Origin of the sequence: Streptomyces sp. HP-A2021 (assembly GCF_022807935.1) — a bacterium.
GTDB lineage: Bacteria > Actinomycetota > Actinomycetes > Streptomycetales > Streptomycetaceae > Streptomyces > Streptomyces afghaniensis.
Genome location: NZ_CP094344.1, coordinates 2,426,524 through 2,450,320, shown reverse-complemented (window position 1 = coordinate 2,450,320; position 23,797 = coordinate 2,426,524). Strand labels below are relative to the sequence as shown.

The window sequence follows — 23,797 nt, the reverse complement described above, 5'->3', positions numbered from 1 at the left end:
GCCTTGTTACGGTGTGTTCTCCCGGCGATACGCAGAGGGAGTGTTTCCGAGCAGTGTCACGTCGCACCCAATCTGTTTCTTCCGTGTCGGACAACACGTGCGGCACCGATGTGCTGCCCGATCTGTTGCGTGCTTGGCGGGTGGAAGCGGGAAGCAAAATGAACAGGGGGAGACCGTTACCCCAAAAAGAAGTAGCCGACCGCATGGGTGTGAGTGAACGCTGGTATCGGAATCTCGAGACCGGCATGCGCGTACCGCTCTCCACCGAGGTGCTCGAACGCCTTTCCCAGGCTTTGCTGCTCGGCCCCGACGAACGCATGGCGCTGTACGGGCACGCGCTCGCCGGTGCCGGCGGACAGTCGGACGAGGACGAAGGCCCGCCGGACTTCATGGACGAGCTGGCCGTACTCGCCTCGGCGCAGACCGAATTCCCCAGTTACCTCACCGACCGGGCGTGGAACGTCCTCGACCACAACGCGGCCATGGCCCACTGGTTCCCCTGGGTCCGTGAACCGGGAGCCAACCTCATGCGCTGGGCACTGACCACCGCCACGGCCCGCGAGCAGATCGTGGACTGGCCACGGCACGCCGTGCAGTACCTCGCCCTGCTGCGTTTCGCGCTGGTGACCCGTCCCGACGACGAGGACCTCACCGCGCTGCGCGACGCCGTCCTGGACGCCCCCGTGTGCCGCGGACTGTGGGACCGCAGCCCGAAGGTCCTCGCCTACCGGCACGGGCACCGCTACGAACTGCGCCTGCCCCACGTATCCCCCGAGACGATCACCGTCACCTCACAGGTCCTGCTCCCCGCCTACCGGCAGGAGCTCCGTTACGTCCTGCTGCTGCCCACGGAAGGCTCCCCGCATGGCCATGGCCCCTGACTCCGCACTGTGGTCCTTCGTCCTGGTCGTCGGGCTGCTCACCCTCACGCCGGGCATCGACACCGCGCTCATCCTGCGAACCGCCGCGCTCGGCCGCCACCGCAGGGCCTGGGGCGTGGTCCTGGGAGTTCAGACCGGCGTCCTGGTGTGGGGCGTCCTCACCTCCCTCGGGCTCACGGCCCTGATCACCGCCTCCCGGGCGGCGTACGAGGTCCTGCGCTGGGCGGGCGTCGTGTACCTCCTGTGGCTCGGCGGACGCATGCTGGTGGACACGCTGCGCCACCGGGGCTCGACGGCCGGGGACGCGCCCGGCGAGGTGACCGTGCGCAACAGCCTGGGGGAGGGGTGGCGTCAGGGCGCGTTCACCAACCTTCTCAACCCCAAGGTGGGCGTCTTCTACGTCGCCGTGCTGCCGCAGTTCATCCCCGACGGCGCACCGCACTTCACCACCGGCGTGCTGCTCGCCTTGGTGCACATCGCCCTGGGCCTGGTCTGGTCGGCGGCCCTCATCGGCTGCGCCCGCGCCCTGCGCGTCCGGCTCCAGAGTCCCGCGGCTCGCCGCGTGCTGGACCGGATCACGGGCACGGTCATCGTCGGACTGGGGCTGCGGCTGGCCATGACCGGCTGACGGGCGGTGAGCACACCGCACGAGTCGCCGGTGAATCGGGTGCGGCGGTGAACGCGGTCGTCCGGCCGTGCGTATGTCTCGGCAACCGCCCGCGGCGCGGGGAAGGCGGGTCGCGGGGCCGACGTGAGGAACAGGCGATGAACGACCGAGTTACTCCTCCGATGCACGCCCTGCCCGACGGCGAGGCGGAGCTGACGCTGGTGGTGCGGCTCCCGTGGGAGGACGTGGCCCGGCTGGGCCAGGATGCCGGGCGGCTGGCGGCCCAGCTGCGGCGGCCGGTGACGCTGGAGGAGGCCGTGAGTCACCGGTTGCGGTCGACGCGGGTGGCTTCCCACGCGAAGCCGGCGGGGGAGCAGCCGCCGGCGGTGACGGCCGCTTCGGCGTCGGTGTCGTCCTTGCCGTCTCGGCCTCCGGCGGAGCAGGCTCGGCAGGCGATCGACCGGATCAATGGTTCGGCCGGGACTGCGTAGCGTTTCGCCGTAGGGGTGCGGGTGCGTTGCCCGGTGCGGGCTCGTTGTGGTCGTTCGCGCAGTTCCCCGCGCCCCCGAGGTGCCTAGCCCCACCGTCCCCTACAAAGAACCGCGCACCTTTGCCGCCGCCTTGCGGGCCGCCACCAGGACCGGGTCCCAGACGGGGGAGAACGGTGGGGCGTAACCCAGGTCCAGGGTCGTCATCTGTTCCGCCGTCATGCCCGCCGTGAGGGCGACCGCCGCGATGTCGACCCGTTTGCCCGCGCCCTCCCGGCCGACGATCTGGACGCCGAGGAGGCGGCCCGTGCGGAGTTCGGCGAGCATCTTGACCGTCATGGGGGAGGCGTCCGGGTAGTAGCCCGCGCGGCTGGTCGACTCGATGGTGACCGCCTCGAAGCGCAGGCCCACGCGGTGGGCGTCCTTCTCGCGCAGGCCCGTGCGCGCGATCTCCAGGTCGCAGACCTTGCTGACCGCCGTGCCGACCACGCCCGGGAAGGTGGCGTAACCGCCGCCCGCGTTGGTGCCGATGACCTGGCCGTGCTTGTTGGCGTGGGTGCCGAGCGCGATGTGCCGTTCCTGGCCGGAGACCAGGTCGAGGACCTCGACGCAGTCGCCGCCCGCCCAGATGTTCTCGTGGCCGCGCACCCGCATCGAGCGGTCCGTGAGGAGGCCGCCGTGGATACCGAGGGGGAGGCCCGCCGCCTTCGCGAGGGTCGTCTCAGGGCGGACGCCGATGCCGAGCACGACGACGTCCGCCGGAAAGTCGCGGTCCGGGGTGGCCACCGCCCGGACCCGGTCGTCGTCCCCTGTGAGGATCCCGGTGACCTCGGCGTCGTTCACCATCGTGATGCCCAGGCCCTCCATGGCCTTGTGCACCAGGCGGCCCATGTCGGGGTCGAGGGTCGACATGGGCTCGCTGCCGCGGTTGACGACCGTCACCTCGTAGCCGCGGTTGATGAGGGCCTCGGCCATCTCCACGCCGATGTAGCCGGCCCCGACGACCACCGCGCGGCGGCCACGCGTGCGTGCCAGCGTGTCGAGCAGCGCCTGGCCGTCGTCCAGCGTCTGCACGCCGTGCACCCCGGGGGCGTCCATGCCGGGCATGTCCGGACGGATCGGCCGGGCTCCGGTCGCGATCACGAGTTTGTCGTACGACGTCCAGGACTCGGCGCCGGAGTCGACGTCACGCGCGCGCACCCGCTGTCCGTCGAGGTCGATGTCCGTGACCTCGGTGCGCAGTCGCAGATCGATGTCCCGCGCGCGGTGCTCCTCGGGGGTGCGGGCGATGAGCCGGTCCCGGTCGGTGACGTCACCGCCCACCCAGTACGGGATGCCGCACGCCGAGTACGACGTGAAGTGGCCGCGTTCGAACGCCACGATCTCCAGCTCGTCGGGGCCCTTCAGACGGCGGGCCTGCGACGCCGCGGACATCCCCGCGGCGTCGCCGCCGATCACGACCAGTCGCTCCCTGCGCGTACGGCTCATGTTCATGCGAACACGCTACGGGAGCAGGGCATTTCAGTCCTGCTCGTCAGGCTCGTCAGGCGTGCGCGCGGGCGTGGACCGCGGGGCCGGCCGGGCCGTCGGCAGCGGGCCCAGGGCGCTCGTGGCGGGCGCGGGGCGCGGGCGCCGCGGGAGGCGGGGGCGGACGACGCGCAGCCACAGCAACGTGAGCAGGGCGGCCACCGCCGCGAACGGCAGGACCGCGCCGAGTGCCACCGCGAGCCAGCGCAGCATCGTCACGAACGCGTTCCAGCCGCCCGCGACAGCGTCCACGAACCCCGGGTCGTCGTCCTTGGCCTTCTCCTTCTTCACCGGGGTCTCGGACAGCGACAGGGTGATGGTGGCCAGGCTCGTGCGGTCCTTCAGGGACGCCTGGCGCGCGAGCAGCGCCTCCAGGTCGGCCTGGCGGGTGCTCAGCTCGCCCTCCAGGGTCACCACGTCGCTGAGCTTGGTGGCCTGGTCCATCAGCTCGCGGATCCGGGCCACACTCGCGCGCTGCGACTTGATCCGGCTCTCCACGTCCACGACCTGGTCGGTGACGTCCTCCGCCTTGGCGCTGCGGTCGAGGAGCTTGCCCGCGCCCTCCAGCTCGGTGAGGACCTCGTCGTACTTCTCGACGGGGACGCGCAGCACGACCCGGGTGCGCTCGTGGCCCTCCCCGTCCCGGGTGGTGGTCTCGTTGCCGACGTAGCCGCCCGCGCTCTCGGTACCGGCGCGGGCCTCCTCCAGGGCCTTCGGGACGTCCTTGACCTGCACGGTCAGGGACGCCGTGCGGATGATGTGGCTCGTGGGGAGCTTCGGCGGGGCGGTCGCCCGGGCTCCGCTTCCGGCACCGCCGGGGGCGGCCTCGTTCGCGCCGGCCTTGTCGTTCGCGTGCGGAGCGGCGACTCCCCGGTCGGCGCTGCTGCCGGCGGAGTCCTCTCCTGCGCCGCTGCATCCGGTGAGCGCGAGGGCTCCGGCCAGCAGGAGCGCGGCGAGAGCCGGGGCGGGGTGGCGGGCGGGTCGTCGTGTGCGCATGTGGGCATCCCCCGGGATCGGTTCGGCTGACGTTTCTTCGACGCCCGAGAGGTGCCGGACGTTTGGTCCGGGACGGTTCCGATGCGGTCACGGTCGGGACTCGTGCAGGACACCGGGGCACGGAAGCGCTGTCAGCGGGGTCTGAGAGGCTGGGGGCATGCGCGAAGTTCAAGCCCGTGCGGGCACGGGGCAGGTCGTCGTCATCGGGGCGGGAATCGCGGGACTGGCCGCGGCGCACCGGCTGCTGGAGCGCGGGGCGCGGGTGACCGTGCTGGAGGCCTCCGGCCGGGTCGGCGGCAAGCTGCTGCCCGGGGACATCGCGGGCGCGCGCGTGGACCTCGGTGCCGAGTCGATGCTGGCCCGCCGCCCCGAGGCGGTGGCGCTCGCCCGGGAGGTGGGCCTCGCCGACCGGCTCCGGCCGCCCGCGACCGCGACGGCCTCGATCTGGACCCGGGGCGCGCTGCGCCCGATGCCCAAGGGACACGTGATGGGCGTGCCCGGCACCGCCGCGGCCCTGTCCGGCGTGCTGTCCGACGAGGGCCTCGCCCGCATCGGCCGCGACGCCGAGCTGCCCCGCACGGAGGTCGGCGACGACGTGGCCGTCGGGGAGTACGTGGCGGCGCGCCTCGGCCGCGAGGTCGTCGACCGCCTGGTGGAACCCCTGCTGGGCGGCGTGTACGCGGGCGACGCGTACCGCATCTCGATGCGCTCGGCCGTTCCGCAGCTCTTCCAGGCGGCCCGGAGTCATGCCTCCCTGACGGAGGGGGTCCGCGAGATCCAGGCGAAGGCGGCCGCCGCCCAGCAGACCGGCCCGGTGTTCATGGGCATCCAGGGCGGCGTCGGCACGCTGCCCCTGGCGGTGGCGGAGGCGGTGCGGGCACGCGGGGGCGAGATCCTCACGGGGACGCCGGTGACGGAGCTGAGCCACAGCGCCGCGGACGGCGGCGGATGGCGCGTGGTCGCGGGTGAGCGCGTGCTGCGGGCGGACGCAGTGGTGCTCGCCGTCCCCGCTGCCGCCGCCGCCCGGCTCCTGCGCACGCAGTCCCCCGGGGCCGCCGCCGAGCTCGGCGGCGTCGAGTACGCCTCCATGGCCCTGGTCACCTTCGCCTACCGCCGCGCCGAGGCGGGCCTGCCCGCGGGCAGCGGCTTTCTCGTGCCGCCGGTGGACGGGCGCACCATCAAGGCGTCCACCTTCGCCTCGCAGAAGTGGGGCTGGATCGCCGACGAGCACCCCGACCTCGTCGTCCTGCGCACTTCCGTCGGACGGTACGGCGAGACGGAGATCCTCCAGCGCGACGACAGCGAGCTCGTGGCGGTCTCCCGGCACGACCTGGAGGCGGCGACTGGCCTGGACGCCACACCCGTCGCCACCCGCGTCACCCGCTGGGACGACGGCCTGCCGCAGTACCCCGTCGGCCACCACGCGCGCGTGGCCCGCATCCGCGAGCACGTGGCGAAGCTCCCGGGGCTCGCCGTGTGCGGCGCGCAGTACGACGGCGTCGGCATCCCGGCGTGCATCGCGAGCGCGTACGCCGCCGTCGACCAGATCCACGGTGACCTGCGGGGTGTGCAGGAGCTCACCGCCCACCCGGTGCAGAGCCTGCACGGCGGAGCGGGAGAATGAGGAGCATGAGTGACGACGCCTCCACCACGGCCTCCAGCGCCGAGCCCGACCGCATCCCGAACAAGGGCAAGCTGGCCAAGGACCTCAACGAGGTCATCCGCTACACGCTCTGGTCCGTCTTCAAGCTGAAGGACGTCCTCCCCGAGGACCGCGCCGGGTACGCCGACGAGGTCCAGGAGCTGTTCGACCAGCTCGCGGCCAAGGACGTGACCATCCGCGGCACGTACGACGTCTCGGGCCTGCGCGCCGACGCCGACCTCATGATCTGGTGGCACGCGGAGACCAGCGACGCGCTGCAGGAGGCGTACAACCTCTTCCGCCGCACGAAGCTGGGCCGGGCGCTCACGCCGGTGTGGTCGAACATGGCGCTGCACCGCCCCGCCGAGTTCAACCGCTCGCACATCCCGGCCTTCCTCGCCGACGAGACGCCCCGCAACTATGTGAGCGTCTACCCCTTCGTGCGCTCCTACGACTGGTACCTGCTGCCCGACGAGGACCGCCGCCGCATGCTCGCCGACCACGGCAAGATGGCCCGTGGCTTCCCGGACGTGCGTGCCAACACGGTCGCCTCGTTCTCCCTCGGCGACTACGAGTGGATCCTCGCCTTCGAGGCCGACGAGCTGTACCGCATCGTCGACCTCATGCGTCACCTGCGCGCCTCGGAGGCCCGCCGGCACGTCCGCGAGGAGGTCCCGTTCTTCACGGGCCGCCGCAAGGACATCGCGGAGCTGGTCGCCGGCCTGGCCTGATCAGCCGCGCGGTCGGTCGGCCCCGGGCTGTGCCGGGGCCGCCGGCTGCGACTTCGGCCGCGGCTTGGGCTTCGGCTCCGGATGCGCGGCGCAGTCCGTGCGCCGTCCCGGCAGCCGGCCCTCCAGCAGATACGCCTCCACATGACCGTTGACGCAGGCGTTCGGCCCGCCCGCCAGGCCGTGCGCGCCGGCGTCCCGCTCCGTCACCAGGGCCGAGCCGGCGAGGCGGCGGTGGAGTTCGAGGGCGCCGTCGTACGGCGTGGCGGCGTCCCGCTCGGCGGCCAGGATCAGCGTCGGCGGCAGTACCCCCGGCCCGGCGCCGACGTCGAGCGGCCGCTGCCGCGGTCCCTCCCAGTAGGCGCAGGGCAGGTTCATCCACACGTTGTCCCAGGTCTCGAAGGGCGCCAGCCGAGCGAGCCGGGTGTTGTCCCGGTCCCACACCTTCCAGTCCGTCGGCCAGGGGGCGTCGTTGCACTCGACCGCCACATAGACCGCGCGGGTGTTCTCCGCCTCGGCGGCGGCCTCCGGGCGCTGTTCCGCCTGCTCGACCAGCGGCCCGGGATCGCCCTTGAGGTACGCCGACAGCGCGTGCGCCCGGTGCGGCCACTGGTCGTCGTAGTACCCGGCCTGGAGGAACGCCTCCTGCAACTGCCCGGGCCCGACCTTCCCGCCGGCCGGCTCGACGGCCAGCCGCGACCTCGCCCGCTCGTAGCTGCGCCGCACCTCCCGCGCGGTCCTGCCCAGCCCGTACACGTCGTGGTGCCGGGCGATCCACCTCCGGAAGTCCCGCCAGCGGCCCTCGAACGCCGCCGACTGGTCGAGGTTGTTGCGGTACCAGATCTCCGCCGGATCGGGATCGACCGCCGAGTCGAACACCATCCGCCGTACGTGGGCGGGGAACAGCGTCGCGTACAGGGCTCCGAAGTACGTGCCGTACGACGAGCCCATGAAAGTCAGCCGTTCCTCGCCGAGCGCGGCGCGCAGGACGTCGAGGTCGCGGGCGTTGTTCAGCGAGTGGTAGTGCCGCAGCGCGCCGCCGGCCCGCTCGGCGCAGCCGCGCGCGTACGCCTTCGCCTGCGCGATGCGCTCCTTCTTGTACGACTCCGAGGGGTGCGTCGGCGCCTGGGTGGGTCCCTTGAAGAACCGCTTGGGGTCCTGGCAGGACAGGGGCGCTGAACGGCCGACCCCGCGCGGGGCGTAGCCGACGAGGTCGTACGCGGCCGCGATCCGCTTCCACTCGGGGAGCAGACCGGTGAGGGGGAAGTACAGGCCGGAGGCGCCCGGGCCGCCCGGGTTGTAGACCAGGGCGCCCTGGCGGCGGACCTTGCGCTTGCTGTTGTGCGGGTCCTTGTGCGTGGCCCGGGCGCGGGCGACGGCCAGCTCGATCTGCCGGCCGTCGGGCTCGGCGTAGTCCAGCGGGACGGCGACCGTGCCGCACTGCATGCTGCCCGGGAGGTCCTGCGCGTCGGGACACGGGCCGAAGTCGATGCCTGCCGCCTTCGCCCGCGCGGCGGCCACCGCGGTGCCGCGCAGCTCGGCCGCCGCTGTCGGGCCGTCGGCGTCCGGGGCGGCGGTGAGGGCGCTCAGCAGCAAGGATCCTGCTGCCGAGTAGAGGAGGGCGGCTCTCATCGCGTATCCCTTCGGTGCATGGTGGCGACAAAAGGGATGTTTGGTGCGGCGGTTGGGAAAGGCAAGCACCGTCTGCCGGTGTCGGCACCAATGCCCCTGCGCGCCCCCGGTCTGTCAGCCGTGTGCCCAGGCGGTGTCCGCCTAGCGGTGCGTGAAGGCGGCGCGCAGGTCCGGTTCGCCGATCGCGCTGACACCGCGTACGGCCACGGACGTGAGGTACGTGCGGTCGTCCGCGGTGCCGTCCGCGTTCCGGGTGAGTGCGCCGAGCAGCCGCTGGCCGGCCGGGGAGGCCCAGCGCGAGTACGGGTGGACCTCGATGCGGGCGACGGCCAGAGAGCTCAGGGTCAGGGCGAGCGGCAGCGCGAACCACAGGGCGACCAGATGCCGCGGCATGTCCGGTGGAGCGGGCGTCAGCAGCGCGGCGACGCCGAGACCGAGCACGGCGACGGCCGCCGAGCGGACCTGCCGGACGGCCGCCGCGACCGTCGTGCGGGCACTGTCGGGCACCGCGAGTCCCGCGCGCACCAGCCGGTCGGCGATACCGCGTACCGCGTCCGCCGTGGCGGCGGTTGCCCGCACCGGCGCGATCCGGGACTGCCCCTCGGGGCCGATGGCGCCTATGACCGACCTTTCCATCTCGTCCCGCCCGCGCGGATCGACGACCGTCGCCCAGCCGGTGTGGGCGAGCAGCAGTCGGCGCTGCCGTGCCATGGCGACGAGGGTCACGTCGGCGACCCGCCGGGGCCCGCCGGAGAGGAACGCGGCCTCGTACAGCGTGAGTTCATGGTTCCGGCCGGTGTCCGTGTCGCCGGCCGCGGCGCGTACGGCGGCCAGGCACAGGCGCGTGCACGCCGTGCCGGCCGCGGCCCAGGCCGCCAGTAGGAAAAGAACCCAGAGCATATGTTGTTTGTATGTGACACGGTCCCGGAAACACCATGCCTTGTTCACAATCCGGACCGAGTGTTGTCGGTATGTGACGTTCCGTTTCACTGTTCCGGCGGCGGGCGGAAGGTGGGCGGCGGAAGCGTGGTGGCCGGGTCGGGGGCCGGCGCCGGGGGTGCGGCCGGAGCGGGGGCGCCCGTCGGGGGAGTGCTCCCGGTGGCCATGTCGCGGGCCACGGCGTCGAAGTCGACGTAGCCGGTGGCCTCCAGGACCTTGATGTGGTCGAGGACGGTCGTGTTGGCGTCGTCGGCGAGGTCGCGCACCAGCGAGTTGCGGGTGCTCGCACGGACCTGGGCGACGACCGAGAAGACCCTGCCGTGCGCCAGCCGCAGGATGTTGGCGAACTGGCGGTCGTACTCGGCACCCTGTGCCGTGTCCAGGGTTTCGAGCCACTGCTTCTGCTGGTCGCTGGGCGCGTCCGGAAGGGCGAGGTTCAGTCGCGCGGCGACACCGCGGACCCGTTCGTCGAGGAACCTGTGCCCCTCGACGAGATGCCGGCCCGCCGTCCGGACGGCCGGAGTGGTCCCCTTCGTCTGCGCCTGCCGCCCCGCGGGCAGCTCCCACAGCCCGGCCAGCCGGACCTTGACGAGGAAGTCCTGGTCGAGCGCGGACAACGGGCCGTAGCTCGTGCGCAGCGTCTGGGCGCTCAGCACGTCAGGTCCCGTCCCCGGCCGGTCGGTGTACGACCAGAGGGAGCAGACCAGCGCGGCGAGCGTCGCCGTCAGACACGTGACGATGAGCCCCGTGCCGCTGACGATGCCTCGGCCCTTGACGGGGGGTCGCGGTCGCATGGTGGTGCCTCCTGGTACGGCACCGCACGCTAATGGGCTTCAGGTGCGGAGTTGACATGTTACTGCGGGGTCTACGTCAACTGCCGTACAGGGGCGAATCGTTGTAACGGGGGCAGGAAGGGGCGATTGGGGGAGGGGCGACGGGGGACTCGCCGGGGCAAAGAGGCGCAAAACATTCCATGGCTCCAGGCGGCCGGGACCCGGGTGTTAGCCCGGGCACACTCGCGAGCGGACGGGTGCGGCGGGGCGACTAGCCCACCCGGGTCCTCTGGGCCACCGGGACGCCGTCGCGGCGGTGTGGCCCGTGGCCGCCGCCCGCCCGATGGGCCATGTTGCTGACCGTCGAGCCGATCGGCACCGGCCGGATGCGAAGGAGGCCCCGCGGTGGGCGAGCTGTACATCGACGGCGAGTGGACACAGGCGGCGGCCGGTGGCCGGCGGGAGGTGGTCAACCCCTACGACGCCTCCGTCGTCACCACCGTCGACGAGGCCGACGCCGCCGACGTGGACCGCGCCGTACGCGCCGCCCGGCGCGCCTTCGACCAGGGGGACTGGGCGAACGCCACCTCCCGCCACCGCGCGGACGTCCTGCTGCGCGTCCGTGACCTGCTGCTGCGCGACCAGGAGGACATCGCCCGCACCGAGACCCTCGACACCGGCAAGACGCTGGCCGAGGCCCGCATCGACGTCGAGGACGTGGCGAACGCCTTCCGCTACTTCGCCGAACTCGCGGGCAAGGACGGCGGCCGGGTCGTCGACGTCGGCCCGGACGTCCTCAGCCGCGTCGTCTACCAGCCGGTCGGGGTCTGCGCGCTCATCGCCCCCTGGAACTACCCGCTGCTCCAGGCCTCCTGGAAGGTCGCCCCGGCGCTGGCCGCCGGCAACACCTTCGTCCTCAAGCCCAGCGAGACCACACCGCTCACCACGATCGCCATGATCCGGCTCATCGAGGAGGCCGGCGCACCGCCCGGCGTCGCCAACCTGGTGCTGGGCTCCGGGGCGACCGTCGGCGCGGCCCTGACCGGCCACCCCGAGGTCGACCTGGTGTCCTTCACCGGCGGTCTGACCACCGGGCGGTCCATCATGGCCAGCGCCGCCGAGGGACCGCGCAACATCGCCCTCGAACTCGGCGGCAAGAACCCCAACATCGTGTTCGCGGACGCCGACTTCGACGCCGCCGTGGACTACGCGCTGGACGCCGCCTTCCTGCACTCCGGGCAGGTCTGCTCGGCCGGTTCGCGCCTGCTGGTCCAGGACTCGCTGCACGACCGGTTCGTCGAGACCCTCGCCCGCCGCGCGCAGGCCATCCGGCTCGGCAACGGCCTGGAGGAGGGCACCGAGAGCGGCCCGCTCAGCTCCGCCGAGCACCGGGAGAAGGTCGAGCGCTACATCGCCGTCGCCCAGGAGGAGGGCGCCCGGCTCGTCACCGGCGGCACCCGCCCCGACGACCCCGCCCTGAGCCGCGGCTTCTTCCTGCTGCCGACGATCTTCGCCGACTGCGACCGGTCGATGCGCATCGTCCAGGAGGAGGTCTTCGGCCCGGTGGTCACCGTCGAGCGCTTCGGCACCGAGGACGAGGCGGTCGAACTGGCCAACGACACGCGCTACGGCCTGGCCGGCGGGGTGTGGACCTCCGACGCGAGCCGGGCTCAACGCGTCGCGCAGCGGCTGCGGCACGGCACCGTCTGGATCAACGACTTCCACCCCTACGTGCCGCAGGCCGAGTGGGGCGGCTTCGGCCGCTCCGGCGTCGGACGCGAACTCGGCCCCACCGGGCTGCGCGAGTACCAGGAGGCCAAGCACATCTACCAGAACCTCGCCCCCGCCCCCTCCGGCTGGTTCAAGGGCTGAACGACACAGAAAGCAGGGCACCGCATGGCCCCGACCACCCCGCACGGCGCCGAGTCCGCCTACGACTACGTCATCGTCGGCGGCGGCACCGCCGGCTGCGTGCTCGCCGCCCGCCTGAGCGAGGACCCCGACTGCCGCGTCTGCGTCGTCGAGGGCGGCCCCAGCGACATCGGAGACGAGCGCATCCTGCGCCTGCGCAACTGGATCAACCTGCTGGGCTCGGAGTTCGACTACGGCTACACCACCGTCGAGCAGCCGCGCGGCAACTCCCACATCCTGCACTCACGGGCCCGCGTCCTCGGCGGCTGCTCCTCGCACAACACCCTGATCAGCTTCCTGCCGCTGCCGCAGGACCTCGACGACTGGGTGAGCCGGGGCTGCTCCGGCTGGGACCCGGCGACGATCCTCCCCTACCGCGACCGGCTGCTCACCCGGATCGTCCCGGTGGCCGAGGCCGACCGCAATCCCATCGCCCAGGACTTCGTCACCGCCGCCTCCCGCGCCCTCGGCGTCCCCGTCGTCGACGACTTCAACGCCGAGCCCTTCGCCGACGGCACCGGCTTCTTCTCCCTGGCCTACCAGCCGGAGGGCAACCTGCGCTCCTCCGCGTCCGTCGCCTACCTCCACCCCGTCCTGGACCGGCCCAACCTCACGCTCCTGCTGGAGACCTGGGCGCACCGGCTGCTCCCCGACGAGTCGGGCCGGCTGACCCGCGTCGCCGTCCGGGGCGCCGACGGCGAACCCGCCACCGTGCGGGCCGAACGCGAACTCCTGCTGTGCGCGGGCGCCATCGACACCCCGCGCCTGCTGATGCTCTCCGGACTCGGCCCGGCCGACGACCTGCGCGCCCTGGGCATCGACGTACGGGCCGACCTGCCCGGCGTGGGCGAGAACCTGCTGGACCACCCCGAGTCCGTGATCGTCTGGGAGACGGAGGGGCCGCTGCCGCCCAACTCCGCGATGGACTCCGACGCCGGCCTGTTCCTGCGCCGCGACCAGGGCCAGCCGCGCCCCGACCTGATGTTCCACTTCTACCAGGTGCCGTTCACCGTCAACACCGAGCGCCTGGGCTACCCCGTACCGCCCTACGGGGTGTGCATGACGCCCAACGTGCCGCGCGCCCGCTCCACCGGCCGCATGTGGCTGCGCAGCAAGAACCCCGCCGAGCATCCCGCCCTGGACTTCCGGTACTTCACCGACCCCGAGGGGCACGACGAGCGCACCATCGTGGACGGACTGAAGGTCGCCCGCGAGGTCGCCGCCACCGACCCGCTGCGCGACTGGCTCATGCGCGAGGTCGCGCCCGGCCCGGACGTCGTCTCCGACGCCGCCCTGTCGGAGTACGGCCGTCGCGCGGCGCACACCGTCTACCACCCGGCGGGCACCTGCCGCATGGGCGCCCCGGACGACCGGATGGCCGTCTGCGACCCGGAGTTGAGACTGCTCGGCGTCGAGGGCGTGCGGATCGTCGACGCGTCGGTGTTCCCGACGATGCCCACCATCAACCCGATGGTGACCGTCCTGCTCGCCGCCGAACGCGCCGCCGACCTGATCCTCGACCGGCCCGGCCCCACCGAACAGGAGGCCCGGAAATGACCAGCCCGACGCCCCCCGCACCAGCGGCCGGCACGCCCGGGGGAGAGCCCGGCTCGGAGTTCCGCAAGGACATGGGCCCCTGGGCCAACTTCGCCCTCGGCTTCACCTACCTCTCCCCGGTGGTGAGCACCTACACCCTCTTCGGCATCGCGATCGTCGACGGCGGACCGCCGATGATCTGGGCGTTCGTGCTGGCCGGCTGCGGCCAGTTCCTCGTCGCGCTGATCTTCGGCGAGATCGTCGCCCAGTACCCCATCGCGGGCGGCGTCTACCCCTGGGCCCGGCGGCTGTGGGGCAAGCGCTGGGCGTGGATGACCGGCTGGGTCTACATGTGGGCGCTGCTGGTGACCATCACCTCCGTCGCGTACGGCGCCGGCCCCTACATCGCCATCCTCTTCGGCTTCGACGCCACCGTGCACACCACCGTGCTGTGCACGGCCGTGCTCATCGTCGTCGCCATCCTCATCAACTACATGGGCACCAAGGCACTCTCGCTGGCGGCCATCATCGGTTTCGGCGGCGAGCTCATCGGCGCGCTCGTCGTCGGCATCTACCTGCTGGCCACCCACCGCCACCACGGCATCGGCGTCATCTTCGACACCTACGGGACCGAAGGAGACGGTTCCTACCTGCCGGCCTTCCTGGCAGCCGCCATCATCGGCTTCTACCAGTACTACGGCTTCGAGGCGTGCGGCGACACGGCCGAGGAGGTCGCCCACCCGGGCCGCGTCATCCCCCGCGCGATGCGCCGCACCATCTACATCGGCGGTGCCGCGGCCACGTTCACCTGCATGTCGCTGCTGCTGTCGGTCACCGACTTCAACGCGGTCATCTCGGGCGAGGTGGCCGACCCGGTGGTGGACGTGCTGTACGACGCCATGGGCGAGACCGGGGCGCGGCTGGTGATGGCCGTGGTGCTGATCTCCTTCCTGTCCTGCACGATCAGCCTCCAGGCCGCGGCCGGGCGGCTCATCTACTCCTACGCCCGGGACGAGATGATCGCCGGGCACCGGCTGCTGCGGCGGTTCGCCCACGCCCGCGCGGTACCCGGCTACGCGCTGTTCGTCTCCGCGGCGGTGCCGCTGCTCATCGCCTTCGCCTCACTGTTCTCCGAGGACGCCCTCACCAACATCGTCTCGTTCGCGATCCTCGGCATCTACGGCTCGTTCCAGATGGTGGTGCTGGCCGCGCTGCGCGCCCGGCTCAAGGGGTGGCGTCCGGCGGGCGAGTTCACCCTGGGCCGCTGGGGCCTGCCGGTGAACATCGGGGCGCTGGCCTACGGCATCTTCGCCATCGTCAACATCTGCTGGGCCCGCAGCCCGGAGAAGCCGTGGTACGAGAACTGGATCGTCCTGCTGTGCGGTGCCGTGGTGGTCGGGACCGGCGTGCTGTACATGTTCACCACCCACCACTACGGCCGTGGCGACGCGGCCGCCGGTGACGCCGTGCCGGAGGACAAGGCCGAGGCGGTGCCCAAGCGCTGACGGGCGATCCCCGCGTCAACGCCGCAGCAGCGCCTTCCGGGTGGCGCGGGCCAGCCGGCGGACCGGGCGTCGCGAGCGCGGCGCGGGTCCCGACCGCTCCAGCCACCACTCCCGCAGCTCCCGCCGCGCCGCGGCGTCGCCGGGCCGCCCGGCGGACAGCAGGTGCTCGGCGAAGGTGAGCGCGTCGCGCCGGTAGCCGCCGGTCATCGGCTGCGTCTGGGCGTACGCGAGGAAGGCCGTACGGTAGTCCGCCCCGAGGACCTCCGGCAGTTCGGGCGCGACCTTCGCCACGACGTCCGCCCGCTTCGCGGCGAGCGCCCGTGCCTGTACGCCGACCCGCGCCCGGTCGAACCCCTCGGGCACGGGCGTCCCCGCGACCAGCGCCGACAGCAGCGCGGCCTGCGCGACCCCGAGCCGCTGCCGGGCCTCGTCGGTGCCCGTGTGTTCGGGCCGGCCGGTGGCGCCCCGTGTCGCCCCGGCCGCCCCGGTCTCCTGGCCCTGCTCCGTCGCCCCGTCACTGCGCGCGGGAACGTCGGCGCGGACCTCGCTCCAGCCGCCGGGCGCGGCCCCCGGCCGCCGCGCGGCGACCGCGTGGCCCGCCGCGCGCACCTCCGCCTTCACCCGCTCGACGGCCCCCGCCTCCACGGCCCGCCGGATCGAGGCCAACTCGGCCTCCAGCTCCGCCGGTTCCGGGAAGTTCTCGTCGCGTTCCAGCAGGACCCCAGGAGGGGACACGCGGGAGGCGAGGTCGGTCAGGACGTCGAGGACCGGCCGGGGGACGGGGTGGGCGTGACTGTCGTGCCAGACGCCGTCGCGTTCGAAACCGCCGGCGACATGGACGTAGGCGATGGCCTCCAGGGGCAGCTCGGCGAGGGCCTTGGCTGGGTCCTCGGCGCGGTTGACGTGGTTGGTGTGCAGGTTGGCCACGTCGATGAGGAGCCGGACGCCCGTGCGGTCGGCCAGCTCGTACAGGAACTGGCCCTCCGTCATCTCCTCGCCCGGCCAGGAGATCAGCGCGGCGATGTTCTCGACGGCCAGCGGCACCGGCAGCGCCTCCTGCGCGATGCGCACGTTCTCGCACAGCACGTCGAGCGCGTCCCGGGTCCGCGGGACGGGCAGCAGATGCCCGGCCTCCAGGTGCGGGGTCGCCGTCAGGGCACCGCCGGCCCGTACGAACGCAATGTGCTCGGTGACCAGCGGCGAGCCGAGTGCCTCCACCCGCTCGGCCAGCGCGGCCAGACGGCCTTCGTCGGGCCGGTCCGCACCCCCGAGGCCGAGCGAGACGCCGTGCGGCACCACGGTGACGCCGCGCTCGCGCAGCCGCCGCAGCGACTCGGGCAGATGCCCGGGGCAGACGTTCTCGGCCACGGTCTCGACCCAGTCGATGCCCGGCATGCGCTCCACGGCGTCCGCGATCTCCGGTCGCCACCCGATGCCCGTCCCCAGTCGCTCCATCGTCCCCTCCTCCGCACCGCCGGTTCCTCGAACGTGAGGGGGGTATGGCCCAGCCGTCCGCCCCCGAACCCCGCCATGGGCGCCTTCAGAGGAACATTTGAGGTTCGGCCCCCGACGGCCCCGGCTCCACCGACGGAGGCACCGGAGTCGCGCCACCCCCCGATACGTCGTAGACCGGACGTATGCGCGATGGCAGCGAGCGGTGGGTGTGGGCCGGCGCCGGGGGACTGGTGGTCGCCGTCGGCACGGCTTATTTCCTGCTGCCGCTGGAGGGGCTCGGCGACGACCGCTCCTGGCTGGGCTGGCCGCTGTTCGTCCTGTGCCTGGGGCTGCTGGCCGCGCTGCTGCTGCGCCAGGTGCGCTACGTCATGCTCGAGAAGCCGCACACCCGGCCCGGCGTCATGATCGTGCTGCTGATGTGCCTGGCCGTGCTGGTCTTCTCCTCGGGGTACTACACCCTCGCCCAGCAGCCGGGCCAGTTCACCGGCCTGAGCACCCGCGTCGACGCGCTGTACTTCACCGTCGTCACGCTCGCGACCGTCGGCTACGGGGACATCACCCCGAGCGGGCAGGAGGCCCGTCTCGTGGCGGTCGCCCAGATCCTGTACACGTTCGTCTTCCTCACGGCGGGGGCCACCGCGCTCTCGCGCCGGCTGCACGCGGTGGTCGCCGCACGCGACCGGCGTCCGCCGTCCTCCTGACCCGGGGGCGGCTGCTACGCCGCCCGGGTGGAGCGGTAGTTGAACACCGACCACAGCACGAACAGGCCGGTCACGATCATGATGATCGACCAGAACGGCTGGTACGGCAGCCACATGAAGTTCGCGATCAGCGCCAGTCCGACCACGACCGCGCCCACGACCCGGGCCCAGGCGGCCCCGGTGAACAGGCCGAACCCGGCCGCCACCACGAGCACACCGACGATCAGGTGGATCCAGCCCCACGCGGTCAGGTCGAACTCGAAGACGTACTCGCCGAAGCTCGTGTACACCTCGTCGTCGGCGATCGCCGTGATGCCCTGGAGCACCGCGAACAGGCCGTAGACGACCATCAGGGTGCCGCCGAGAGCGATACCCCCGCTCGCCCAGGGATCGCCGGTGCCGCCGGAGCCGCCTGGCGTCCGGTCGGGGGCGGGCGGAGCGGGGGGAGGGGGCGCGGCGCTGGTCATGGCTGCCTCCTGGTCGGGTTGTCCGGTAACCCCACTGGAGCACCCGGCCGCGACCGGCGCGCCCGCGGCTACTCCGAACGGGTGGCCACCCGGCCGCCCGGCGCGTACGGCTCCTCGCGCAGCGCGGGGTGGTCCGCGACCACCGTGCACGAGCCGGGCGCGATCTCGGTGAACCCCGCGTCGCGGACCAACGGCAGCCCGCTGCCCGTCAGTCCGGGCCAGCGGGCCGGGTCGGCCGTCCGTACGGCGAGCGGGAAGCCCGCGTCGTGCCAGGCGGCCCGCTCCTCGTCGGGCAGCTCCCACCAGGCCAGTTGCGCGGCGTGGCCGGCCTGGGCCATCGCCTTGCCGGCCGACATGCCGAGGTCGGGGTTCAGCCACAGCACGGGGGCGGCCGGGTCCGCCTCCACGGGCGGTTCAGGGTCGTCCAGGTCGGTGCCGGAGACCTGGAGGCGGGCCAGGTCCTTGGGCCAGCCGTCCAGCGGGACCGGCGGGAAGACCCGCACCTCGGCCGCCTTGCCGGTGACCGTGATACCGGGCAGGGCCTCGGCCCGCCGCCACTCGGCGCCGCGCGCCCGCCGCACCACCTTGCGGATCCTGGCGTCCTGCCAGGCCCGCACCGCCTGCGCCCACGGCCCGTCGCCGGCCGACCGCTCGTCGCTGAGGATCGTCAGCACGGCCCGCGCGGCCGTCTCCAGCGCGTCCGTGCGCGCCGGCGGGTCCGCCCGCTCGATCCGCACGACCAGCGGCAGCACGAACTGCGGGGCCGTGTCGCGGTCCGAGGGCTCGGAACGGAAGGGGCTGTCACTCACGGGCGTGGGGTCTTCGCTCACGAATCCCAGTGTGCCAGCCGGAAGATCGTGGAGGATGGGGCCCATGCGACCCGACCTCTGCCTGGAGAACGCGGGCCGTCGCTACGGCCTGCGCGGTCCCTGGGTGCTGCGCGGCGTCGACCTGACGGTGTCCCCGGGCCGGCTCGTCCGCGTCGAGGGCGCCAACGGCAGCGGCAAGTCGACCCTGCTGCGGCTGCTCGCCGGCATCGACGCCCCCAGCGAGGGCCGGATCACCGGCCGCCCGCGCACCGCGTACGTCCCCGAGCGGTTCCCGCCGGCCCTGCCGTTCACCGCCGTCGGCTACCTCACCCACCTGGGCACCGTGCACGGCCTGACCCGCACGGGGGCCGCCCGAGCCGCCGCCGAGTGGCTGGAGCGCCTCGGGGCCGCCGCGTACGCCGATACGCCGATGGCCCGGCTGTCGAAGGGCAGCAGCCAGAAGGTCGCGGTCGCCCAGGCCCTGCTGGGGGAGCCGGAGCTGCTGGTCCTGGACGAGGCGTGGACGGGCCTGGACACCGACGCCCGCGCCGCGTTGGAGCGGGCGGTCGCCGAGCGCACGACGGCCGGCGGATCGGTGGTGTTCGTCGACCACGACCCGCGCCGCCTCGCCGGCCTGCCCGACGCCATGTACACCGTGCGCGACGGGAGCCTCGTCGAGCGGGCCGTGCCGGGACCGTCGCCGTCCGGACCGCAGGTCACCGTCGAGGTCCAGGGCCCGCCGGAGGCACGGCTCCCCGACGCCGTGCGGCGGACCGTCACCTCCGCCGAGGAGACCGCGCCGGGCAGCCACCGCCTCACCGTCGCCGCCCCGCACTCCGACGTCCTGCTCCGCGCCCTGCTCACGGCCCGCCCGCCCTGGCACGTGGTGAGCGTGGCGCGGCAGGCGGACGCCCCCGGGAGCCGCCGATGACCGCCCTCCTGCGCTACCACGCCGCCCTGCTGCTGCGCTCCCAGCGCTGGCTGCCGCCGTTCCTGCTGTACGCCGCGTTCCTCGCGGTCAGCGTCCAGGCAGGGCAGCCGGTGCTCGACTCGCTCGGCTACACGGCCGCCGCGCTGCTGCCCGTCGCCGCCTGGCTGGCGCGGATCTGTGTCACGGCCGAGCCGCAGGCCGCGCGCGGCTGTGTGGCGGCGGCCGTGGGGCCCGCGCGCGCCCATGTGGCCTGCCTGCTGGTGGCGTTGTCCGGGGCGGCGGCGCTCGGCACGGTCGCGACCCTCGGCGTGACGCTGCTGAGCGCTCCGGTCGCCTCGGACCACCGCACCCCGGTGCCGCTCGCCCCCGCCTGCGGGGCCGGGCTGCTCGCGGCCCTGGCCTGCGCGCTGCTCGGCACGGCCGTCGGCGCGCTCACCAGCCGGCCGCTGCTGCGGTCGCGGGGCCGTGCCGTCCTGGCCCTGCTGCTCGCGGCGCTGCTGTCCCTCGTGGCCACCGGCTCCCCGGCCCAGGCGGCGGTGCAGGGCCTGGTGACCGGCTCCCGGTCGGGCACCGTCCCGCTGCCGCTGTTGCCCCTGGCCGCGGCAGCCCTGGTCACGGCCGCCGCGCTGGCCCTGGCCGGTGCGCTCGCGGCCCGCAGATCAACCTGAGCAGGCGGTGCGCTGCGCCTCCTGCCACTCGCAGACCGGGCAGAGGGTGATGCCCTTGTACGACTCCGGGTACTCCGTCGGCTCCCGGCACAGCACGCACTCCGCGTACGGCGGGCCTTCCGCCACGGGCGGCCTGGTCGCGTCGATCAGGCAGTAGTCGTCCTCGCTCATACGTCCAGCGTAGGCCGGTCAGGGCCGTGCGCCCACGGCCCCGATCAGTTCGGACACCTTCACGAACCGGAAGCCCTCGCGACGCAGCCCGGGCACGATCGCGCGCACCGCCCGTTCGGTCGCCGGGGCGGCGCTGCGGGTGCAGTGCAGCACCACCACCGACCCCGGCCGCACCCCGTCCAGCACCTGCCGGGCGACCACGTCCGGGTCCGTCTCGAACGCGTCGCCGCCGACCACGTCCCACTGCACGGCGGTCACACCGGTCGGCGTCAGCGCCTTCAGCGCCCGCCGGTCGTAACAGCCGCCGGGGAAACGGAAGTACGGCATCGGGTCCGCCACACCCGCCTTCCGGAAGGCGGCGTACGCCCGCTCCACGTCCGACCGCATCCGTCCCTCGGGCACGGTCGGCAGGCCGTAGCAGTCCGGTGTGTACGCGTAGTGGCTGTAGGAGTGGTTGGCGACCTCGAAGAGGGGGTCCCGGCCGATGGAACGAGCCTGGTCGGGGTACTGCTCGGCCCACCGCCCGGTCATGAACACGGTGGCGGGCACCTTCAGCGCCCGCAGTGTCGAGATCAGCCGCGGATGGTCGAACCGCTCACCCGCCGCCGCCCGTGCCCCCTGCCCGGCGGTCATGTCGGCGTCGAAGGTGAGGGCGACGGTCCTGCCGCGGGTGCGGGGGCCGTGCTCGAAGACCGGGGTCAGGCCGGCGGGGCCGGGGGCGAGGGTCGGAGGGCGCGACGGCGGCGCGGACACCGGCGGCGAGGGCGGCGGCGCGGGACGGCCGGTCCCGCACGCGGCGAGGAACGTGCCCAGGGCACACACGGCGGTGACCCGGCGGAGTACGGTGATCACCGTATGAAGATATGAGCGGGATCGTCCTCTTATGCGTAACGGCTGCCGGCGTCACCCGGCCGTCAGAGGTCGCGCTGCTCCAGCGGCTTGGTCGCCGGGCCCTGGATCACCTTGCCGTCCGTGTCGAAGCGGGAGCCGTGGCAGGGGCACTCCCAGGCGCGTTCGGCGGAGTTGAAGGCGACCAGGCAGCCCAGGTGGGTGCAGCGGGCGGAGACGGAGTGCAGGTTGCCGTCGTCGTCCCGGTAGACCGCGAGGCGGTGGTGCCCGTCGGCGCGGACCACGGCCCCCTCGCCGGGCGGCAGGGACTCCACCGGCGGCGCGGGCCGCAGCCGGTCCCCGACGAAGTGGCCGGCGACCTTGGCCTGGGTCTTGAGGAACGACGGCGCCTCCCGCACGGCGGGCTTCACCCGGCGCGGGTCGTACAGCCCGCTCCACTCGCGCTCCTCGCCGGTGATCTGCGCGGCGAGCAGACTGCCCGCCATGATGCCGCCGGTCATGCCCCAGCCGCCGAAGCCGGTGGCCACATAGGCGTGCCGGGCGCCCGGGTGCAGCGGGCCGACCATCGGCACGGTGTCGGTCGGGCTGTTGTCCTGCGTGGCCCACCGGTTGGTGACGTCCAGGTCCGGGAAGTGCTCGACGGCCCAGGCGGTGAGGCGTTCGAAGGCGGCCCGCGGGTCGCCCGTGCCCGGCGTGAAGTGCTCACCGGTGACGATGAGCAGACGCCGGTCCCCTTCGTACGGTGCCGTGCGCACCGAGCGGGTGTTCTCATCCGGCGTGATGAACATTCCGTCCGGGTCCCGGTCCGCGGGGATCGTCCCGGCGACGACCAGTTCGCGCTTCGGTGTCAGCCGGGCGAACAGCAGAGCCCGGTCGAAGATCGGGTAGTGCGTCGCGACGACGACGTCCCGGGCCCGCACCGTCGCCCCGGTCGTGGTCGACAGCCGGCACGGCTCGCCCTCGTCCAGGCCGAGCACCGTGGTGTCCTCGAAGATCCGCCCGCCCTGTTCGACCAGGTCGGCGGCGAGGGCCAGCAGGTACTTGCGGGGGTGGAACTGGGCCTGGCCGGTGACCCGGACCGCGCCCGCCACCGGGAAGGGCAGCCCGGTCTCCGTCACGAACGAGGCGGGCAGCCCGGCCTCGGCGGCCGACCGCGCCTCGGCGCGCAGTTCCTCCACCCGGCCCGCGTCGCAGGCGTACGTGTAGGCGCTCCTGGTCTCCCAGTCGCAGTCGATCCCCAGTTCCTCGGCGATCCCGGCCGCGCGCTCGATCGCCTCGGACTGGGAGCGGGCGTACAGCCGCGCGCCCTCGGGGCCGCGGGTGCGGCGCAGCTTGTCGTAGACGAGCGTGTGCAGGGCGGTGACCTTGGCGGTGGTGTGCCCGGTGACCCCGGCGGCGACCCGCCCGGCCTCCAGTACCGCCACGCTCCGGCCGGCCCGCGTCAGCTCCCACGCCGTGCTCAGTCCGGCGATCCCGGCGCCGATCACCGCCACGTCGACGTCCAGGTCCTCCGTCAGGGCCGGATGGCGACCGTCGGGTGCCGTCTCCATCCAGTACGAGCTGCTGACCTGCTGCTTCTCGCTCATGAGCCACCGAGTACCCCTGACTGCCCGCTTCAGTGTGCCGACGTGCCGCTTTACAGAAGGGGCCGGCAGGGCTAACGTACAACCAAATGGTTGTAGATGTGGATGAGCTGAACGACGAGACGGTGGACCGGCTGTTCCACGCCCTGGCCGACACCACACGGCGGGACATACTGCGCCGCTGCGTGCGCGGGGAGCTGTCGGTCTCGCGGCTGGCCGAGGCCTATCCGATGAGCTTCGCGGCGGTGCAGAAGCACGTCGCGGTGCTGGAACGGGCCGGTCTCGTCAGCAAACAGCGCAGCGGACGGGAGCAGCTCGTGCGCACCGACCCCGACGCGGTGGGCCGCGCCCGCCAGGCCCTCGACGAGCTCGAGTCGGCATGGCGCGGACGCGTGGACCGGATGGCCCGGCTGCTCGCGGAGGACGCCGGTGCCGAAGAGCCGGAAGATCCCGGTCACCAAGAGAACGACACCCCGGAAGGACCCCGAAGATGAGCGTCACCAGTGTCGACAAGGACCTCGACAACCTCACCCTCACCCTGATCGCCGACTTCGCCGCCCCGGTGGAGCGGGTGTGGCGGCTGTGGGCCGACCCCCGGCAGCTGGAGCGCTGGTGGGGCCCGCCGTCCTACCCGGCGACCGTGGAGCAGCACGACCTGACCCCCGGCGGAGAGGTCACGTACTTCATGACCGGCCCGGAGGGCGACCGGCACCGCGGCTGGTGGCGTGTCTCCTCGGTCACCGAGCCGACGGCCCTGGAGTTCACCGACGGCTTCGCCGACGATGACGGAAAGCCCAAGGACGACATGCCGACCATGTCCGTGACGGTGCGGCTCACCGAGCACGGTGGCGGGACCCGGATGGAGATGCGCTCCCTCTTCGACTCCCGTGAACAGATGGAGCAGCTGGTCTCCATGGGCATGGAGGAGGGCCTGAAGGAGGCCGTCGGCCAGATCGACGCCCTGCTGGCCGCCTGACCGCCGGGATCAGGACCGATCG

Annotated in this window: 24 protein-coding genes; 13 read left to right on the top strand and 11 right to left on the bottom strand. The window is 73.2% G+C overall.

The window, feature by feature from the left end:
* Nucleotides 1-11: 11 nt before the first annotated feature.
* The 3 genes from MQE23_RS11220 to MQE23_RS11210 all read left to right on the top strand — a co-directional run bounded on the left by MQE23_RS11220 (nucleotide 12) and on the right by MQE23_RS11210 (nucleotide 1,979).
* Nucleotides 12-881, top strand: a complete 870-nt coding sequence (locus MQE23_RS11220; RefSeq protein ID WP_342364995.1) for a helix-turn-helix domain-containing protein — start codon at nucleotides 12-14, stop codon at nucleotides 879-881.
* The gene (locus tag MQE23_RS11215; protein WP_342364994.1) at nucleotides 865-1,509 is read left to right on the top strand and encodes a LysE family translocator; all 645 of its coding nucleotides are present in this window, start codon (nucleotides 865-867) and stop codon (nucleotides 1,507-1,509) included. The genes MQE23_RS11220 and MQE23_RS11215 overlap by 17 nt, the downstream gene beginning before the upstream one ends.
* A 137-nt stretch (nucleotides 1,510-1,646) precedes the next feature.
* A complete protein-coding gene (locus MQE23_RS11210) occupies nucleotides 1,647-1,979 on the top strand; it encodes a hypothetical protein (protein WP_082319935.1) in 333 nt (110 codons plus the stop codon).
* Nucleotides 1,980-2,078: 99 nt separating this feature from the next.
* On the opposite strand, the gene MQE23_RS11205 is transcribed toward MQE23_RS11210, so the two are convergent.
* Nucleotides 2,079-3,470, bottom strand: coding sequence for an FAD-dependent oxidoreductase (locus tag MQE23_RS11205; protein ID WP_243379060.1), 1,392 nt, complete (start codon nucleotides 3,468-3,470; stop codon nucleotides 2,079-2,081).
* Between the two features lie 27 nt (nucleotides 3,471-3,497).
* On the bottom strand, nucleotides 3,498-4,499 hold the full coding sequence (locus tag MQE23_RS11200) for a DUF4349 domain-containing protein (protein ID WP_243379059.1): 1,002 nt from the start codon (nucleotides 4,497-4,499) through the stop codon (nucleotides 3,498-3,500).
* Between the two features lie 157 nt (nucleotides 4,500-4,656).
* On the opposite strand from MQE23_RS11200, the gene hemG reads away from it, so the two are divergent.
* Nucleotides 4,657-6,123, top strand: coding sequence for a protoporphyrinogen oxidase (gene hemG / locus MQE23_RS11195; protein ID WP_243379057.1), 1,467 nt, complete (start codon nucleotides 4,657-4,659; stop codon nucleotides 6,121-6,123).
* A gap of 5 nt (nucleotides 6,124-6,128) precedes the next feature.
* Nucleotides 6,129-6,872 carry a hydrogen peroxide-dependent heme synthase gene (gene hemQ / locus MQE23_RS11190; protein ID WP_037670383.1) on the top strand — a complete coding sequence of 248 codons (744 nt, stop codon included), beginning with the start codon at nucleotides 6,129-6,131 and terminating at the stop codon, nucleotides 6,870-6,872.
* Here hemQ and MQE23_RS11185 read toward each other — a convergent pair whose 3' ends face one another.
* The 3 genes from MQE23_RS11185 to MQE23_RS11175 form a co-directional block, all read right to left on the bottom strand.
* Nucleotides 6,873-8,501, bottom strand: a complete 1,629-nt coding sequence (locus MQE23_RS11185; RefSeq protein ID WP_243379056.1) for an alpha/beta hydrolase — start codon at nucleotides 8,499-8,501, stop codon at nucleotides 6,873-6,875. It abuts the gene before it with no gap.
* A 141-nt stretch (nucleotides 8,502-8,642) separates the two neighbouring features.
* On the bottom strand, nucleotides 8,643-9,401 hold the full coding sequence (locus MQE23_RS11180; protein WP_020273923.1) for a TIGR04222 domain-containing membrane protein: 759 nt from the start codon (nucleotides 9,399-9,401) through the stop codon (nucleotides 8,643-8,645).
* Nucleotides 9,402-9,487: 86 nt separating this feature from the next.
* Nucleotides 9,488-10,234 carry a DUF4142 domain-containing protein gene (locus MQE23_RS11175; RefSeq protein ID WP_243379054.1) on the bottom strand — a complete coding sequence of 249 codons (747 nt, stop codon included), beginning with the start codon at nucleotides 10,232-10,234 and terminating at the stop codon, nucleotides 9,488-9,490.
* 384 nt (nucleotides 10,235-10,618) lie between these two features.
* Here MQE23_RS11175 and MQE23_RS11170 point away from each other — a divergent pair, with 384 nt between their 5' ends.
* The 3 genes from MQE23_RS11170 to MQE23_RS11160 are packed head-to-tail and all read left to right on the top strand — an operon-like array spanning nucleotide 10,619 to nucleotide 15,165.
* Nucleotides 10,619-12,085, top strand: coding sequence for an aldehyde dehydrogenase family protein (locus tag MQE23_RS11170; RefSeq protein WP_243379053.1), 1,467 nt, complete (start codon nucleotides 10,619-10,621; stop codon nucleotides 12,083-12,085).
* Nucleotides 12,086-12,109: 24 nt separating this feature from the next.
* Nucleotides 12,110-13,681 carry a GMC oxidoreductase gene (locus MQE23_RS11165; RefSeq protein ID WP_243379051.1) on the top strand — a complete coding sequence of 524 codons (1,572 nt, stop codon included), beginning with the start codon at nucleotides 12,110-12,112 and terminating at the stop codon, nucleotides 13,679-13,681.
* On the top strand, nucleotides 13,678-15,165 hold the full coding sequence (locus MQE23_RS11160) for an amino acid permease (RefSeq protein ID WP_020273918.1): 1,488 nt from the start codon (nucleotides 13,678-13,680) through the stop codon (nucleotides 15,163-15,165). The genes MQE23_RS11165 and MQE23_RS11160 overlap by 4 nt, the downstream gene beginning before the upstream one ends.
* Before the next feature lie 15 nt (nucleotides 15,166-15,180).
* Here the strand turns inward: MQE23_RS11160 and MQE23_RS11155 are convergent, their stop codons facing one another.
* A complete protein-coding gene (locus tag MQE23_RS11155; RefSeq protein WP_020273917.1) occupies nucleotides 15,181-16,620 on the bottom strand; it encodes a DUF692 domain-containing protein in 1,440 nt (479 codons plus the stop codon).
* Nucleotides 16,621-16,802: 182 nt separating this feature from the next.
* On the opposite strand from MQE23_RS11155, the gene MQE23_RS11150 reads away from it, so the two are divergent.
* Complete coding sequence (locus MQE23_RS11150) at nucleotides 16,803-17,321, top strand: potassium channel family protein (protein ID WP_020273916.1); 519 nt, start codon at nucleotides 16,803-16,805, stop codon at nucleotides 17,319-17,321.
* A gap of 14 nt (nucleotides 17,322-17,335) precedes the next feature.
* Here MQE23_RS11150 and MQE23_RS11145 read toward each other — a convergent pair whose 3' ends face one another.
* Both MQE23_RS11145 and MQE23_RS11140 read right to left on the bottom strand, forming a co-directional pair.
* A complete protein-coding gene (locus tag MQE23_RS11145; RefSeq protein ID WP_243379050.1) occupies nucleotides 17,336-17,788 on the bottom strand; it encodes a hypothetical protein in 453 nt (150 codons plus the stop codon).
* A gap of 68 nt (nucleotides 17,789-17,856) precedes the next feature.
* Nucleotides 17,857-18,618, bottom strand: coding sequence for a peptidyl-tRNA hydrolase (locus tag MQE23_RS11140; RefSeq protein WP_243379048.1), 762 nt, complete (start codon nucleotides 18,616-18,618; stop codon nucleotides 17,857-17,859).
* Nucleotides 18,619-18,661: 43 nt separating this feature from the next.
* Here MQE23_RS11140 and MQE23_RS11135 point away from each other — a divergent pair, with 43 nt between their 5' ends.
* Together MQE23_RS11135 and MQE23_RS11130 are read left to right on the top strand one after the other, a co-directional pair.
* Complete coding sequence (locus MQE23_RS11135) at nucleotides 18,662-19,528, top strand: ATP-binding cassette domain-containing protein (RefSeq protein WP_243379046.1); 867 nt, start codon at nucleotides 18,662-18,664, stop codon at nucleotides 19,526-19,528.
* Nucleotides 19,525-20,196, top strand: coding sequence for an ABC transporter (locus tag MQE23_RS11130; protein ID WP_243379044.1), 672 nt, complete (start codon nucleotides 19,525-19,527; stop codon nucleotides 20,194-20,196). Before MQE23_RS11135 ends, MQE23_RS11130 begins: the two co-directional genes overlap by 4 nt.
* Here the strand turns inward: MQE23_RS11130 and MQE23_RS11125 are convergent.
* The 3 genes from MQE23_RS11125 to MQE23_RS11115 form a co-directional block, all read right to left on the bottom strand.
* Complete coding sequence (locus MQE23_RS11125) at nucleotides 20,188-20,367, bottom strand: hypothetical protein (RefSeq protein ID WP_020273911.1); 180 nt, start codon at nucleotides 20,365-20,367, stop codon at nucleotides 20,188-20,190. The genes MQE23_RS11130 and MQE23_RS11125 overlap by 9 nt on opposite strands.
* An 18-nt stretch (nucleotides 20,368-20,385) precedes the next feature.
* On the bottom strand, nucleotides 20,386-21,219 hold the full coding sequence (locus MQE23_RS11120; RefSeq protein ID WP_020273910.1) for a polysaccharide deacetylase family protein: 834 nt from the start codon (nucleotides 21,217-21,219) through the stop codon (nucleotides 20,386-20,388).
* A 62-nt stretch (nucleotides 21,220-21,281) separates the two neighbouring features.
* Nucleotides 21,282-22,802 carry an FAD-dependent oxidoreductase gene (locus tag MQE23_RS11115; RefSeq protein ID WP_020273909.1) on the bottom strand — a complete coding sequence of 507 codons (1,521 nt, stop codon included), beginning with the start codon at nucleotides 22,800-22,802 and terminating at the stop codon, nucleotides 21,282-21,284.
* 86 nt (nucleotides 22,803-22,888) lie between these two features.
* Between MQE23_RS11115 and MQE23_RS11110 the strand changes: the two genes are divergently transcribed.
* A complete protein-coding gene (locus MQE23_RS11110; protein WP_020273908.1) occupies nucleotides 22,889-23,293 on the top strand; it encodes a metalloregulator ArsR/SmtB family transcription factor in 405 nt (134 codons plus the stop codon).
* On the top strand, nucleotides 23,290-23,775 hold the full coding sequence (locus MQE23_RS11105) for an SRPBCC domain-containing protein (protein ID WP_020273907.1): 486 nt from the start codon (nucleotides 23,290-23,292) through the stop codon (nucleotides 23,773-23,775). Before MQE23_RS11110 ends, MQE23_RS11105 begins: the two co-directional genes overlap by 4 nt.
* Nucleotides 23,776-23,797: the final 22 nt, after the last annotated feature.